The organism is Tardiphaga sp. vice304, from assembly GCF_007018905.1.
Lineage (GTDB): Bacteria > Pseudomonadota > Alphaproteobacteria > Rhizobiales > Xanthobacteraceae > Tardiphaga.
Genome location: NZ_CP041402.1, coordinates 5193318 through 5207717 on the forward strand (window position 1 = coordinate 5193318; position 14400 = coordinate 5207717).

At 64.0% G+C, this 14400-nt stretch carries 13 protein-coding genes; 1 reads left to right on the top strand and 12 read right to left on the bottom strand.

Annotation, left to right across the window (positions count from 1 at the left end; translation table 11 throughout):
* The first annotated feature begins 67 nt into the window (after positions 1-67).
* On the top strand, positions 68-1171 hold the full coding sequence (locus tag FNL56_RS24825; protein ID WP_143578364.1) for an alkene reductase: 1104 nt from the start codon (positions 68-70) through the stop codon (positions 1169-1171).
* A gap of 215 nt (positions 1172-1386) precedes the next feature.
* Here FNL56_RS24825 and FNL56_RS24830 read toward each other — a convergent pair whose 3' ends face one another.
* The 12 genes from FNL56_RS24830 to FNL56_RS24885 form a co-directional block, all read right to left on the bottom strand.
* Positions 1387-3183, bottom strand: a complete 1797-nt coding sequence (locus FNL56_RS24830; RefSeq protein ID WP_143575499.1) for an ABC transporter substrate-binding protein — start codon at positions 3181-3183, stop codon at positions 1387-1389.
* 62 nt (positions 3184-3245) lie between these two features.
* The gene (locus FNL56_RS24835) at positions 3246-3575 is read right to left on the bottom strand and encodes a DUF2160 domain-containing protein (RefSeq protein ID WP_143575500.1); all 330 of its coding nucleotides are present in this window, start codon (positions 3573-3575) and stop codon (positions 3246-3248) included.
* Between the two features lie 2 nt (positions 3576-3577).
* Entirely contained in the window at positions 3578-4384 is an 807-nt protein-coding gene (locus FNL56_RS24840; protein WP_143575501.1) for a carbohydrate ABC transporter permease, read from the bottom strand.
* The gene (locus FNL56_RS24845; RefSeq protein WP_143576362.1) at positions 4384-5286 is read right to left on the bottom strand and encodes a carbohydrate ABC transporter permease; all 903 of its coding nucleotides are present in this window, start codon (positions 5284-5286) and stop codon (positions 4384-4386) included. Before FNL56_RS24845 ends, FNL56_RS24840 begins: the two co-directional genes overlap by 1 nt.
* Entirely contained in the window at positions 5286-6386 is a 1101-nt protein-coding gene (locus FNL56_RS24850) for an ABC transporter ATP-binding protein (RefSeq protein WP_143575502.1), read from the bottom strand. Before FNL56_RS24850 ends, FNL56_RS24845 begins: the two co-directional genes overlap by 1 nt.
* Positions 6387-6394: 8 nt before the next feature.
* Positions 6395-7474, bottom strand: a complete 1080-nt coding sequence (locus FNL56_RS24855) for an ABC transporter ATP-binding protein (protein WP_143578365.1) — start codon at positions 7472-7474, stop codon at positions 6395-6397.
* Positions 7471-9012, bottom strand: coding sequence for a glycerol-3-phosphate dehydrogenase (gene glpD, locus FNL56_RS24860; RefSeq protein ID WP_143575504.1), 1542 nt, complete (start codon positions 9010-9012; stop codon positions 7471-7473). The genes FNL56_RS24855 and glpD overlap by 4 nt, the downstream gene beginning before the upstream one ends.
* A 325-nt stretch (positions 9013-9337) precedes the next feature.
* Entirely contained in the window at positions 9338-10153 is an 816-nt protein-coding gene (locus tag FNL56_RS24865) for a DeoR/GlpR family DNA-binding transcription regulator (protein WP_143575505.1), read from the bottom strand.
* Between the two features lie 105 nt (positions 10154-10258).
* Positions 10259-10468 carry a hypothetical protein gene (locus tag FNL56_RS24870; RefSeq protein ID WP_143575506.1) on the bottom strand — a complete coding sequence of 70 codons (210 nt, stop codon included), beginning with the start codon at positions 10466-10468 and terminating at the stop codon, positions 10259-10261.
* Positions 10469-10544: 76 nt separating this feature from the next.
* Positions 10545-10973: an acyl-CoA thioesterase gene (locus FNL56_RS24875; protein WP_143582427.1), complete on the bottom strand. Its 429-nt coding sequence runs from the start codon at positions 10971-10973 to the stop codon at positions 10545-10547.
* A 25-nt stretch (positions 10974-10998) separates the two neighbouring features.
* Positions 10999-13104 (bottom strand): 3-hydroxyacyl-CoA dehydrogenase NAD-binding domain-containing protein, encoded by a 2106-nt coding sequence (locus tag FNL56_RS24880; RefSeq protein WP_168204697.1) that lies wholly within the window; start codon positions 13102-13104, stop codon positions 10999-11001.
* Between the two features lie 8 nt (positions 13105-13112).
* Positions 13113-14396: an acetyl-CoA C-acetyltransferase gene (locus tag FNL56_RS24885; protein ID WP_143575509.1), complete on the bottom strand. Its 1284-nt coding sequence runs from the start codon at positions 14394-14396 to the stop codon at positions 13113-13115.
* Positions 14397-14400 lie beyond the last annotated feature (4 nt).

Genomic DNA, 14400 nt, shown 5'->3' on the forward strand with positions numbered 1-14400 from the left:
CCGGCCATTGCGAATGCATGCCGCAATGCACACTTCAAGCGTATTGACCATTTCCCGGAAAACCAACATGACCGCATCCAAACTCTTCGAGCCCTACAAACTCGGCCCGATCACCCTGTCCAACCGCGCCGTGATGGCGCCCCTGACGCGCAACCGCGCGGTCGCAGGCTTCGTGCCCAATCCGCTGGCGATCGAATATTATGCCCAGCGCGCCTCCGCGGGCCTTCTGATCACCGAAGCCAGCCAGATCTCGCAGCAGGGCCAAGGCTATCAGGACACCCCGGGCATCTACACGGCCGAGCAGGTCGCCGGCTGGAAGAAAGTCACCGACGCGGTCCACGCCAAGGGCGGCAAGATCTTCATCCAGCTCTGGCACGTCGGCCGCATCTCGCACACCGACCTGCAACCGAACCACGGCGCGCCGGTGGCGCCCTCCGCGATCCGCGCCAAGGGCAAGACCTACGTCAATAACGCCTTCACCGACACGTCCGAGCCGCGCGCGCTCGAATTGTCGGAAATCCCCGGCCTGATCGAGGACTACCGCAAGGCGGCGAAGAACGCGATCGAGGCCGGCTTCGACGGCGTCGAGATCCATGCGGCCAACGGCTATCTGCTCGAGCAGTTCGCCCGCGATTCGACGAACAAGCGCACCGATGAATATGGCGGCTCGATCGAGAACCGCGCGAAGCTGATCCTCGAGGTCACCCGCGCCGTGGTCAAGGAAATCGGCGCCGAGCGCACCGGCATCCGCATCTCTCCGGTGACCCCGGCCAATGATTGTGCGCCCGACAGCCAGTCGCAGAAGCTGTTCGACTATCTCGTCGACGGGCTCAGCGCCGAGAAACTGGTCTATCTGCACGTCGTCGAAGGCGCCACCGGCGGCCCGCGCGACAATGTGCCGTTCGACTATGCGAGCTTGCGCAAGCGCTTCAAGGGCACCTACATCGGCAACAATGGCTACGACCTGGCGCTGGCGGAGAAGGTGCTGGCAGCGGACGAGGCCGACCTGATCGCGTTCGGCAAGCTGTTCATCGCCAATCCCGATCTGGTGGAACGTTTCAAGGCCGGCGCCGAGCTCAACAAGCCCGACCAGTCGACCTTCTACGGCGGCGGCGACAAGGGCTACACCGACTACCCGAAGCTGGCGGAAACCAAGCAGGCGGCTGAGTAACACACTGTCATTCCGGGGCGGGTGCAGCTTGCTGCGCCCGAACCCGGAATCCCGATATGATAAAGCCGCACGAGGTGCCGGGTTCGCGTTCTCGACTTCGCCGAGCACGCGCCCCGGAACGACAGATAAAACCAAGGCCGGGATCGCTCCCGGCCTTTTTGTTGTTTTACACTGATGCGCTCACTCTCCGGTTGGGGAGAGGGAAGTGAGGCGCCTCAGTTCGCCGCGCGCTTCTGCGGCGGGGACGCCGGCCACGACTTGATCAGCGTGTCGTAGTCCACCGTCTCGCCCTTCGGCTTCTCGTTGGCCAGCTTGCGCTGCGGGGCGATGTTGCCGTCCTTGGCGGATTTGGCGTACCAGTATTCCGCCGTCTCCTTCTTGTTCAACTTCGGACCGCAATCGCCCTGGACCTTGGAGCGTTCGAGCCGCTCCAGCACCGAGTCCTGCGCCGCTGCCAGCGAATCCATCGCCGCCTGCGGGGTCTTAGCACCGGACGACGCATCGCCGATGTTCTGCCACCACAGCTGCGCCAGCTTCGGATAGTCCGGGATATTGTTGCCGGTCGGCGACCACTGCACGCGGGCCGGCGAGCGATAGAACTCGACCAGACCGCCGAGCTTCGGCGCACGCTCGGTGAACGACTTGTCCCAGATGTCAGATTCGCGGATGAAGGTCAGGCCGACATGGCTCTTCTTCAGGCTGACCGTCTTCGAGGTGATGAACTGCAGATACAGCCAGGCGGCCTTGCGACGATCCGGCGGGGTCGACTTCAGCAAGGTGCCGGAGCCGACGTCCTGATAGCCGAGCTTCATGCCTTCCTTCCAGTAGGCGCCATGCGGCGACGGCGCCATCCGCCACTTCGGCGTGCCGTCGGCGTTCATCACCGGAAGGCCCGGCTTCACCATGTCGGCGGTGAAGGCGGTGTACCAGAACATCTGCTGGGCGATGTTGCCCTGTGCCGGCACCGGACCGGATTCCGAGAAGGTCATGCCCTGCGCCTGCGGCGGGGCATATTTCTTCATCCAGTCGAGATATTTGGCGATCGAATACACCGCCGCCGGGCCGTTGGTGTCGCCGCCGCGCTCGACCGACGAGCCGACCGGACGGCAGCCTTCCATGCGGATGCCCCATTCGTCGACCGGCAGACCGTTCGGAAGCCCCTTGTCGCCGTTGCCGGCCATCGACAGCCACGCGTCGGTGAAGCGCCAGCCCAGCGACGGATCCTTCTTGCCGTAGTCCATGTGGCCATAGACCTTGACGCCATCGATCTGCTTGATGTCGTTGGTGAAGAACTCGGCGATGTCCTCATAGGCCGACCAGTTCACGGGCACGCCGAGATCGTAGCCATACTTGGCCTTGAACTTCGACTTGTAGTCGGGATTGGTGAACCAGTCGTACCGGAACCAGTAAAGGTTGGCGAATTGCTGATCGGGGAGCTGGTACAGCTTCTTGTCGGGAGCGGTGGTGAAGGAGCGCCCGATGAAGTCGTTGAGGTCCAGCGTCGGCGAGGTGACGTCCTTGCCTTCGCCGGTCATGAAATCCGACAGCGGGATGGCCTGGCCGTAACGGAAGTGCGTGCCGATCAGATCGGAATCGTTGATCCAGCCGTCATAGACGTTCTTGCCGGACTGCATCTGGGTCTGGATCTTCTCGACCACGTCGCCTTCCTGGATCAGGTCGTGCTTCAGCTTGATGCCGGTGATTTCCGAGAACGCCTTGGCGAGCGTCTTGGCTTCGTACTCATGGGTGGTGATGGTTTCGGAGACGACGTTGATCTCCATGCCCTTGAACGGCGCTGCAGCTTTCTCGTACCACTGCAGTTCCTTGAGCTGTTCTTCCTTGGACAGCGTCGAGGGCTGGAATTCGCTGTCGATCCATTTCTTCGCGGTGGCGTCGTCGGCGCGAGCGGGCGCCGCGAGGCTTACCGTCGCAGCGATCAGCGCCGCGGCGCTGGTCATCGTCATCAGGCGCGTCGAAGCTACACGACGGCCTTGATCGGTCAGGTCCTTCATTCGTCTTCTCCCTGGTGGTGCTTCAGGCCCGGGTTGATCCCGGGTCTGGTCGTCTCCGCCTGTCACACCGTGCGAAAGATCGCGAACGCCGTGCCAAACGAAATCAGTGTCGCGAGCCACAGGCTCGAGATCTCAAAGCCTTCCTCGCCAAGCGGCAGCGTGGCGATCGGATCGGTGCCGAAAAATCCGATCCACAACAGGTGAATCACCGCGGCCGAGATCAGCGACAGGAACAGCCGGTCGCCGCGCGTGGTGGGGATCCGCAGGATGCCGATCCGCTCGGCCTCGGGATATTTCACGGCGAGCACCGTCATCGTGCCGAGCGTCATCGCCAGCAGCGCGAAGAAGATCGCGGTCGGCGGCGTCCACGCCATCCATGCGATGTTGTCCATGGCTACACCCGTCCCAGCGCAAAGCCGCGCGCGATATAGTTGCGGACGAACCAGATCACCAGCGCGCCGGGGATGATGGTGAGCACGCCGGCGGCGGCGAGCAGGCCCCAGTCCATGCCCGACGCGGATACCGTGCGCGTCATCACCGCGGAAATCGGCTTGGCATTGACCGAGGTCAGCGTCCGCGCCAGCAGCAGTTCGACCCAGGAAAACATGAAGCAGAAGAACGCCGCCACGCCGATGCCCGAGGCGATCAGCGGCACCAGGATCTTGACGAAGAATTTCGGAAACGAGTAGCCGTCGAGGAACGCGGTCTCGTCGATCTCGCGCGGCACGCCGGAGACGAAGCCCTCCAGAATCCAGACGGCCAAGGGCACGTTGAACAGGCAGTGCGCCAGTGCCACCGCCCACGGCGTATCGAACAGGCCGATCGCCGAATAGAGGTTGAAGAACGGCAGCGCGTAGACCGCCGGCGGCGCCATGCGGTTCGACAGCAGCCAGAAGAACAAATGCTTGTCGCCGAGGAAGCGGTAGCGCGAGAACGCATAGGCAGCCGGCAGCGCGAAGGAGATCGACAGCACGGTGTTGATGACGACGTATTTCAGCGAATTGATGTAGCCGGAATACCAGCTCTCGTCGGTGAAGATGCGCGCGTAATTCTCCAGCGTGGGCGCGTGCGGCCACAGCGTCATGGTGGAAACGATCTCGCCGTTGGTCTTGAAGCTCATGTTGACCAGCCAGTAGATCGGCAGCAACAGGAAGATCAGGAACAGCGACAGGATCAGACGGCGCCCCGGGATCGAATGCATCAGACCGCCCCCTCATGCTTGCTGTGATCGACGCCGACATTGGTCATCACGGTGTAGAATACCCAGCACACGATCAGGATGATCAGGTTGTAGACCAGCGACAAGGCCGCAGCCTTGCCGAGGTCGAACTGGCCGAGCGCGATCTTGACCAGCTCAATCGATACGAAGGTGGTCGAATTGCCCGGCCCGCCGCCGGTCACGACGAAGGGTTCGGTATAGATCATGAAGCTGTCCATGAAGCGCAGCAGCACGCCGATCAAGAGCACGCGGTTGAGCTTGGGCAGCTGGATGGCTGTGAATACCGCCCAGCGCGAGGCGCCGTCGATTTGGGCTGCCTGATAATAGGCATCCGGAATCGATTTCAGCCCGGCATAGCACAACAGCGCCACGAGGCTGGTCCAGTGCCAGACGTCCATCACGATCACGGTGGCCCAGGCGTCGAACTCGTTGGAGACGTAATTATAGTCGATGCCCATGTGGTTGAGCGTGTAGCCGAGCAGGCCGATGTCGGGGCGCCCGAAGATCTGCCAGATGGTGCCGACCACATTCCACGGGATCAGCAGCGGCAATGCCATGATGACGAGGCAGGCAGCGACGCGCCAGCCCTCGCGCGGCATCGACAATGCGACGACGATGCCGAGCGGCACTTCGATGGCGAGGATGATCGCCGAGAAGGCCAGGTTGCGGCCCAGCGAGGCCAGAAAACGTCCGCCGAGATCGGTGGATGGATCGAGCAATTCCTTGAACCAGCCGACGCCATTCCAGAAGAACTGGTTGTTGCCGAAGGTGTCCTGCATCGAATAGTTCACCACCGTCATCAGCGGCAGCACGGCGGAGAACGCCACCACCAGAAATACCGGCAGCACCAGGAACCAGGCTTTTTGGTTGACCGTCTTGTCCATCACGCGCGACCTTCAAGATCTTGGCCCTCGACGAGGCGGCTGTCGGCATAAATGTGGACCCGGGCGGGATCGAAGATCAAGCCAGCTTCACTGCCGGGAATCGAAAAACCGTTCGGGACGCGCGCGGCGAACTTCACATCGCCGATCCGCACCCGCGCAAAGCGGACGCGGCCGAGATCGTCGATACGCTCGATGGTCGCCGCCAGCCGCCCCGGCGCCGGAGCGGCGACCTCGACGAATTCGGGGCGCACGCCGATCTCGACCCTGGCGCCGGCCGGCAACGCATCGTAGTTGCGCTGGAGTGCGATGGTGTGGCCGTCGATAACAGCCTCGCGGCCATTGACCGTGGCGGGTACGATATTCATGCCGGGCGAGCCGATGAAATAGCCGACAAAGGTGTGCTCCGGTCTGTCGAACAATTGCTGCGGCGTGCCGGCCTGAACGACGCGGCCGTCATGCATCACCACCACTGTGTCGGCGAAGGTCAGCGCCTCGGTCTGGTCGTGGGTGACGTAGATCATGGTGAGATCCAGCGCGCGGTGCAGCGCCTTCAGCTTGGAACGCAGTTCCCATTTCAGCGCGGGATCGATCACCGTCAGCGGTTCGTCGAACAAAACGGCTGCGACATCGGAACGCACCAGGCCGCGGCCGAGCGAAATCTTCTGCTTGGCGTCGGCGGTGAGCCGCGTCGCCTTGCGGTTCAGCACCGGCGTGAGATCGAGCAGCTCGGCAATCTCCCTGACGCGCTTCTCGATCTCCGGCCTAGCGACACCGCGGTTCTTCAGCGGAAAAGCCAGGTTTTCGCCGACCGTCATGGTGTCGTAGATCACCGGAAACTGGAACACCTGCGCGATGTTGCGCTGCTGCGTGGTGGCACGGGTTATGTCGGCGCCATCGAACAGTATCTTGCCGCGCGACGGCGTGACGATGCCGGAAATCAGATTGAGCAGCGTGGTCTTGCCGCAGCCGCTTGGCCCGAGCAGCGCATAGGCGCCGCCCTGCCGCCACGTCATCGAGATCGGCTTCAGCGCGAAGCTTTCTTCCGCCGCAGCATTGCCGCCGTAGGAATGCGCGAGATCGACGAGATCGATGCGGGCCATCTTCGCTCCTACATCGACGTCGGCGCGGCGACCAGCCGGTCGCCGGCGTCGAACACAAAGAGATTGTCGGGATCGAGCACGGCATCGAGGTGATGGCCGGGCGGAAAATCATGTACGCCCTGCAGCACCGCGACCCAGTTCGAGGCGTCGCGCTTGAGATGCACGTAACTTTCGGAACCGGTGATTTCGGTCACCGTGACTTCCGCCGCAAAGGCATGACGACCTTTGATGCCGCTGGCGACTTCGAGCTGATGCGCGCGAAAGCCGACGCGATAGGCGCCGTCCGCCAGGGCTGCGTAGAGGCCGCTGGCCGGCGCGCGGATGCCGCCGGCGTATTGAACGAAGCCATCGCGTTTCTCGATGCCGACCAGATTGAGCGGCGGATCGGAGAACACTTCGGCCACGCGCAGCGTTTCGGGCTGGCGATAGACGCGCGATGTATCGCCCATCTGCAGCACTTCGCCATGCCACAGGCACACGGTATTGCCGCCGAGCAGCAGCGCTTCGGAAGGCTCGGTCGTCGCATAGACGAAGATCGCGCCGGACGCCTCGAAGATGCGCGGCAGTTCGATGCGCAGTTCCTCGCGCAGCTTGTAATCGAGATTGGCCAGCGGTTCGTCGAGCAGCACGAGGTCGGCGTCCTTGACCAGCGCCCGCGCAATCGCGGTGCGCTGCTGCTGGCCGCCGGAGAGTTGCAACGGTGTGCGGTCGAGATAGGGCTCGAGCTTGAGCAATCGCGCGGCGTCGCGGACGCGGCTGTCGATCTCCGCTTTCGACTTACCCTGCACGCGCAGCGGCGAGGCGATATTCTCGTAGACCGTGAACGAGGGATAGTTGATGAATTGCTGGTAGACCATCGCCACCGAGCGCTTGCGCACGTCGGCGCCGGTGACGTCGACACCGTCGACCAGCACGCGCCCCGTCGTCGGTCTGTCCAGCCCGGCGAGCAGCCGCATGATCGACGTCTTGCCGGAAAGCGTCGGGCCGAGCAGCACGCTCAGCGTGCCCGGCTGCAGTGTCAACGACACGTCGCGGATCGTCGTCATCCCCTCCACCGTGCATGATACATGGTCGAGGCTGACGCTCATGGACGTGCTCCTGCGGCGATGACCGGGCTGGCCGATGGCTGGTGATGCGCCGTGATCCAGTCCTGCAGCGTTGCAATCTCGGCCGCCGACATCCGCAGTCCGAGCTTGGAGCGCCGCCACACGATATCCTCAGCGGTGACCGCGAATTCGTTGGCGATGAGATAGTTCACCTCGCGCTCGGTCAGCGTGGCGCCGAACGGTACGCCGAGATCGGCCAGCGCCTTCGCCTGCCCGAGCATTTTTTGCGCGCGCGTACCATAGGCATGCGCGAGACGATCGGCATGGGCCGGTGTCAGGAACGGATAGTCGCGCCTGAGTTCGACGACCAGCGCGTCGAGCGCCGAGACGTCGAAATCGCCGCCGGGCAGCGCCGCGTGCGCGGTCCAGCCTTCCGGCGCCTTGCTGCCCTTCAGCCAGGGGGCCAGTTTCTGCAGCGCCTCCTCGGCGAGCCGGCGGTAAGTGGTGATCTTGCCGCCGTAGATCGACAGCAGCGGCGCGCCACCGGGCAGATCGAGTTCAAACACATAATCGCGCGTCGCCGCCTTGGCCTCGTCGGCGCCGTCGTCATACAGCGGGCGAACGCCGGAATAGGTCCAGACCACGTCCTCGGGCTTCACCGGCTTCGCCAAATATTCGCTGACCGACGCGCAGAGATAGTCGATCTCGGCTTTGGAGATCTTAACCTGCGCGGGATCGCCATCGTAATCGAGGTCGGTGGTGCCGATCAGGGTGAAATCGTCCTGGTAGGGAATCGCGAACACGATGCGGCCGTCGGCGTTCTGGAAGATGTAGGCGCGGTCGTGGTTGTATATTTTCGGCACCACGATGTGCGATCCCTGCACCAGCCGCACCTTGGCTTTAGCATTGAATCCGGCCCCCGACGTCAGCACCTGCTCGACCCACGGCCCGCCGGCATTGACCAGCGCGCGGGCGCGGATCGTGCTGCGCTCGCCACCTGCATCCTGCACGGTGACCTGCCAGACGCCGTCGACCTGCCGGATCTCGGTGGCGCGGGTGCGGGTCCGGATGTCGGCCCCGCGGTCGGCGGCATCGCGGGCGGTCAGCACCACCAGCCGGGCATCGTCGACGAAGCAATCGGAATACTCGAAGCCGCGCTTGAAGCGCCCGGGCGCGAGCGGCTTGCCTAACGCGTCATGCGCCAGGTCCAGCGTACGGGTGGCCGGCAGCAGCTTGCGGCCGCCGATATGGTCGTAGAGGAAAAGGCCGAGCCGCAGCAGCCAGGCCGGCCGCAGCCCGGCGTGGTGCGGCAGCACGAAGCGCAGCGGCCGGATGATGTGCGGCGCGATCCCCCACAGGATCTCGCGCTCCAGCAGCGCGTGGCGCACCAGCTTGAAGTCGTAATATTCGAGGTAGCGCAGCCCGCCATGCACGAGCTTGGTCGACCATGACGAGGTGCCGCTGGCCAGATCGTTCATTTCGCACAGTAAAACGGAATTGCCGCGGCCCACCGCGTCACGCGCGATGCCGACGCCGTTGACGCCGCCGCCAATGATAGCGAGGTCGAAAATTGAACTCACCCGGACTCCCTTGCGCCAATTGATCCGGCGCCTTCCATGAGAAAAGGACGCGCCATCTTCGCTTTGAGCGATTTGGCTTTCGGTTTGGATTAAAACACAACCAAAAACGAAAGCAATGGGGAATTTGGGCGTTTTGATTTGCGAGGTTGCCGCTGTATTGGCCACCTCTCCCGAAGGGAGAGGTCGGATGTTGGAGCGGAGTGAGAACATCCGGGTGAGGGGTTAGGAACGTTTCGTCGGCGCGCGGCCCCCTCACCCGGAACGCGCTTCGCGCCTTCCGACCTCTCCCCGCCGGGGAGAGGTGAAGCGGAGCGCCTTCGCTGGCTCAGAGCGCGGTCGGTTCCGGGTTCAACTCGTCGGCTTCTTCCACCCGGCCGGGCAGCGCCTCGATCACCAGCACGCCCTTGCTCTGGCAGATCGCCTGCAATCCCGGCGGCAGCGGCGCGTCGGTGACGAAGGTCTGGACCTGGCTGATATGGGCGATACGCACCGCCGCGGTACGTCGCAGCTTGGTGGAATCGGCCACCAGCATCACCGAGCGGGCATTGGCCATTATCGCCTGCGCGGCCTGCACCTCGCGATAGTCGAAATCCAGCAGGGCGCCTTCGGCGTCGATCGCCGAGGCGCCGATAATGGCATAATCGACCTTGAACTGGCCGATCAGACCGATCGCGGTGGAGCCGATCACCGCGCCGTCGCTTCGCCGCACCGTGCCGCCGGCGACGATCACCTCGATGCGCGGGTGGCGGTACAGCATCATCGCGACGTTGAGGTTGTTGGTGATCACCAGCAGGTCCTCATGCGCCGTCAGCGCGCTGGCGACTTCCTCGGTGGTGGTACCGACGTTGATGAAAAGCGAAGAGCCGTTTGGGATCTGGGCGGCTGCCGCGATGCCGATGGCGCGCTTTTCGTCGGCAGCGACGAAGCGGCGCGCTTCGTAAGCGAGATTCTCGACGCCGGAGGCGATAATGGCGCCACCGTGGATCCGGGTCAGCGAGCGATGGTCGACGAGGTCGTTGAGGTCTTTTCGAATGGTCTGCGCAGAGACCTCGAAACGGCGCACGAGGTCGTCCACCATCACCCGCCCGGTCGTCCGGGCAAGGTTGAGTATTTCAGTCTGGCGATGGGACAGGCAGATCACGGGAACACCTCAGCAAAGGCGTCCATGGTGCGGTTATTTGACCGCGCGCGTCAACGTCGCGCGCCCCCTGTCCCACCTTGCCCCGTCAGGAGACCGGCGAAACGCTCAAGCTGCGGCAATGACCGGCGCGGTCAGAAATCCCTGGCTCGCGAACAGGAAAGCGGCGCGCTCGGCCTCGCGGGCGTTGGCGAACAGCTGACCTTCCATCGGGTTGAACCGATGCGTTGCGGCAAAGAAACGATAGCCGTCGGGATTGCGAACGACGATGCCGGCGGCCTGCTGGCTGACTTCGATGATGTAGGTGTCTGATGACATGACGATTCCCCGATATGCATAACTCTGCATATTCCGGGCCATCAACCGAGCGGCGCCATTTCCGTTCCAATTCGGACTACGCGGAAACCGGCTGGCCCTCGCGCTGGATCGGTTGCTTGCGGCCCTGCTCGTCGATCGAGACATAGGTGAAGTGGCCGTCGGTCACCAGGATCGAGGCGTTTTCATTACGGCGCAGCACCCAGGCTTCCAGATGCACGGTGATCGAGGTCTTTCCGATCCGCACCAGCGCATGGACCGAGACAACGTCGCCGACGAACACCGCCTTGCGGAAATTCATCGCGTCGATGGCCACGGTGACGGTGCGCGACCGGGCCATCTTGGAGGCGAAAATGCCCCCGCCGAGATCCATCTGGCCGAGCAGCCAGCCGCCGAAAATATCGCCATTGGCATTGGTATCGGCCGGCATGGCAAGCTGCCGGATGGTCAGGTCGCCGGTGGGTTCTTTGCGCGGATCGGTTCCCCGGGCCAATGTTGCGTCCGTCATAGGCAGTCACCTGCCGCGCTTTGAGTCACTTGAAATTCTCCCATCCCTCGTCAGGGGCAAACCGGTCGCCATGCTTTACCGCCAGGGTACGCAAGGTGGCCACAATATTCTCCGCGCCGCGGTTGCGGGCATAGTTCATCGGGCCGCCGCGGAAGGGCGCGTAGCCGGTTCCGAAGATCATCGCGCCATCGACCATGTCGGCGTTGTCCACCGTGCCCTCGCGCAGGCAGGCGACGCAGACGTTCGACATCGGCAGCATCAGGCGGTCGATCATTTCCTGGGTCGGCTTGGTCGTTACCACGGCGCCGGAGGTCTTGTCGGCGCGACCGTCCTTCCAGGTATAGAAGCCCTGCCCGGTCTTGCGGCCGAGTTCGCCGCGGGAGACCTTTTCGCGCAGCCAGGCCGGCGTCGGCGGCAGCAGATCGCCGAATTTCGAGCGCAGCATGTCGCCGACCGCAAGGCAGATATCGAGCCCGACCTGATCAGCGAGTTCGATCGGCCCCATCGGCATGCCGAACTGCTCGGCAGCGGCGTCGATGGTGGTCTTGTCGATCTTCTCGTCGAGCATCACCATGGCTTCGAGCATGTAGGGCGTCAGCGCGCGGTTGACCAGGAAGCCCGGCGACGACTTCACCGGCAGCGGCAGCCGGTCAATGGCGCCGACGAAGGCCATCGCCTGCTTCAGCAGGCCGGCATCGACGCGGTCATGGCTGACGACCTCGACCAGTTGCAGCCGCGATACCGGATTGAAGAAATGCAGCCCGAGCAAGCGGGCCGGATTGGCCAGCGAGCTTCGCATATCTTCCAGCGGAATGCTGGAGGTGTTGGTGGCAAGGATCGCCGAGGGCTTCATGCGGGGCTCGATCGCCGCAAAAACCTTCTGTTTCAGATCGAGATTTTCGCTGACGGCCTCGATGATCAAATCGGCGCTGCGCACGCCTTCGCCGTCCATGTCTGGGATCAACCGGTCGAGCGCATCGCGCTGGTCGGTGCGCTTTCGCATGATCTTGCCGAACAGATCGGCAGCGCGCTGGACCGCGCCGGCGATCGGCTGCGGTTTCATGTCGGCCAGCGTGACGCGCAGCCCCTGATTCGCGCACCACGCCGCGATGTCGCCACCCATCGCGCCGGCGCCGATGACGTGGACATGTTCGATCGTGTGGCCGGCGCCCGCCAGCTTCTTCATCTGCTCGCGCAGGAAGAACACCCGGATCAGGTTCTGCGCCGTCGGCGTCACCATCAGATCGGCGAACGACGCCTGCTCGGCGCGCAGCATCGCAGCGCGGTTGCCGCCGTGGCGCTCCCACAGAGCGATCAGCGCATAGGGCGCGGGATAGTGTTCGCGCGGCGCGGCCTTGCCGGCCTCGGCGATCATGCGCGAGGCGAGGATACCGCGGACCGGCGAGAAGTTGAGCAACGCATGGAGCAGGCCGGGCCTGGCGCGGCGCAGCCGGCCGAATACGGCGTCCTTCACCGCGTTGCGGACGTGGCGCTCCTGCGTCACGGCATCGACCAGGCCGAGCGATTTCGCCTTGCGCGCATCGATCGTCTTGCCGGTCAGCATCAGGGTCATCGCCTGCATCGGATTGACCAGGCTGGTGAAGCGCGCGGTGCCGCCAAGGCCCGGATGCAGGCCGAGCATCACTTCGGGAAAGCCGAACCGCGCATCCTCGATCGCGATGCGCGACTGGCAGGCCAGTGCGACTTCGAGCCCGCCGCCGAGACAGAAGCCGTGGATCACGGCGACGGTCGGAATCTTCAGCGTTTCCAGCCGGTCGATCACGGCGTGCGCCCGGCCAATCCCGGTCTCCACCAGCCGCGCGTCAGTGGCGCCGCGGAATTCATTGACGTCGGCGCCGGCGATGAAGCCGGAGGGTTTGGCGGATCGGATCACCAACCCGGCCGGGCGGTGGACTTCCAGCGCCGCCAGCACGGCATCGAATTCTTCCAGAACGTTGGCCGACAGCGTATTGGCGCTGGCGCCCGCGCGGTCGAACAACAGCCAGGCGATGCCGTCGGCGTCGCGCGTCAGCCTGAAGTGCTTGTAGGCGCCCTGCTCCGCCGATTCAGTGTTGCTGGGCCCCAGTTCGAGCACGCGGTCGGCGAGGACGTCCATGATCTTGCTATGCATGCCGTTCCTCATAACGCTTCGATCAGCATCGCGCCGCCCAATCCGCCGCCGATACATTCGGTGGCGATGCCGCGCTTGGTGCCGAGCCGCTGCATCGCATTGACCAGATGCAGCACGATGCGGTTACCCGAGGTCCCGACGGGATGGCCGAGGCTGATGGCGCCGCCGTCGACGTTGAGTTTCGCGCGATCGATCTCGCCGGCCACGCCGTCGAGGCCGAGCACCTCGCGGCAGAATTTTTCGTCATTCCAAGCCGCCAGGCAGCCCAGCACCTGCGTGGCGAACGCCTCGTTCAGCTCCCAGGTGTCGATGTCGTGAATCGTCAAATTATTGCGCTTCAAGAGATCGTTCGAGGACAGCACCGGACCGAGCCCCATGATCGAGGGATCGAGCGCCGACCACTGGCTGTCGACGATTTTCGCTTTTGGCGTCAGGCCATATTTTTGCACGGCGTCTTCGGAAGCGAGAATGGTCCAAGACGCGCCGTCGGTGATTTGCGAGGAATTGCCGGGGGTGACCTGGCCCCACGGCCGCTCGAACACCGGCTTCAGCGACGCCAGCTTCTCAACCGTCGAGTCCGGCCGCACGCCGTCGTCGAAGTCATAAAACTTGCCGTCGCGGGCGAAGGCCGTTTCGACCTCGCCCTTCAGCCAGCCTTGCGCCTGCGCATGGGCCAGCCGCTTGTGACTCTCGTTGGCGTAGGCATCGGACTGCGCCCGCGTGATGCCGAACAGGTGACCGACCTTCTCGGCGGTCTGGCCCATGTTGAGGTCGGTGATCGGATCGGTGAGGCCACGCTCCAGGCCGATGACCGGCTTGAAGTAGGCCGGCCGCGCTCTGGCGAAGGCTGCGGCCTTGGCGACCATGCCTTTGGCCATCGCGAGGCCAGCAAACCAGCGCACGCCGTTCTGCGGCCAGACCAAGGGTGCGTAGCTCAGCGCTTCCGCGCCGCCGGCCAGGATCATATTGGCAGAGCCTTCGCGGATAGTGCGGTAGGCGGTATCGATCGACTGCATGCCGGAGCCGCAATTGATCTGCACGGTGAAGGCGACCATCGCCTCGCCCATGCCGAGCCGCAGGGCTGCGACCCGCGCGGGATTCATCTCGTCGGCAATGACGTTGACGCAGCCGAGGATCACCTGGTCGAAAGCGTCCGGCGCAAACTTCTGCCGCGCCAGGAGAGGCCGGCCGCATTGTACGGCGAGATCGACCGGCGTGAACGGGCCCGGCCCGGAGCGCCCCTTCAGGAACGGCGTGCGGCTGCCGTCGACGATATAGACCGGTCTTGTCATGAGA

Excerpts from the sequence above, each read along its gene's own strand:
- FNL56_RS24825 (WP_143578364.1), top strand. The coding sequence starts at position 68 with ATGACCGCATCCAAACTCTTCGAGCCCTACAAACTCGGCCCGATCACC.
- FNL56_RS24830 (WP_143575499.1), bottom strand. The coding sequence starts at position 3,183 with ATGAAGGACCTGACCGATCAAGGCCGTCGTGTAGCTTCGACGCGCCTG.
- FNL56_RS24835 (WP_143575500.1), bottom strand. The coding sequence starts at position 3,575 with ATGGACAACATCGCATGGATGGCGTGGACGCCGCCGACCGCGATCTTC.
- FNL56_RS24840 (WP_143575501.1), bottom strand. The coding sequence starts at position 4,384 with ATGCATTCGATCCCGGGGCGCCGTCTGATCCTGTCGCTGTTCCTGATC.
- FNL56_RS24845 (WP_143576362.1), bottom strand. The coding sequence starts at position 5,286 with ATGGACAAGACGGTCAACCAAAAAGCCTGGTTCCTGGTGCTGCCGGTA.
- FNL56_RS24850 (WP_143575502.1), bottom strand. The coding sequence starts at position 6,386 with ATGGCCCGCATCGATCTCGTCGATCTCGCGCATTCCTACGGCGGCAAT.
- FNL56_RS24855 (WP_143578365.1), bottom strand. The coding sequence starts at position 7,474 with ATGAGCGTCAGCCTCGACCATGTATCATGCACGGTGGAGGGGATGACG.
- FNL56_RS24870 (WP_143575506.1), bottom strand. The coding sequence starts at position 10,468 with ATGTCATCAGACACCTACATCATCGAAGTCAGCCAGCAGGCCGCCGGC.
- FNL56_RS24875 (WP_143582427.1), bottom strand. The coding sequence starts at position 10,973 with ATGACGGACGCAACATTGGCCCGGGGAACCGATCCGCGCAAAGAACCC.
- FNL56_RS24880 (WP_168204697.1), bottom strand. The coding sequence starts at position 13,104 with ATGCATAGCAAGATCATGGACGTCCTCGCCGACCGCGTGCTCGAACTG.
- FNL56_RS24885 (WP_143575509.1), bottom strand. The coding sequence starts at position 14,396 with ATGACAAGACCGGTCTATATCGTCGACGGCAGCCGCACGCCGTTCCTG.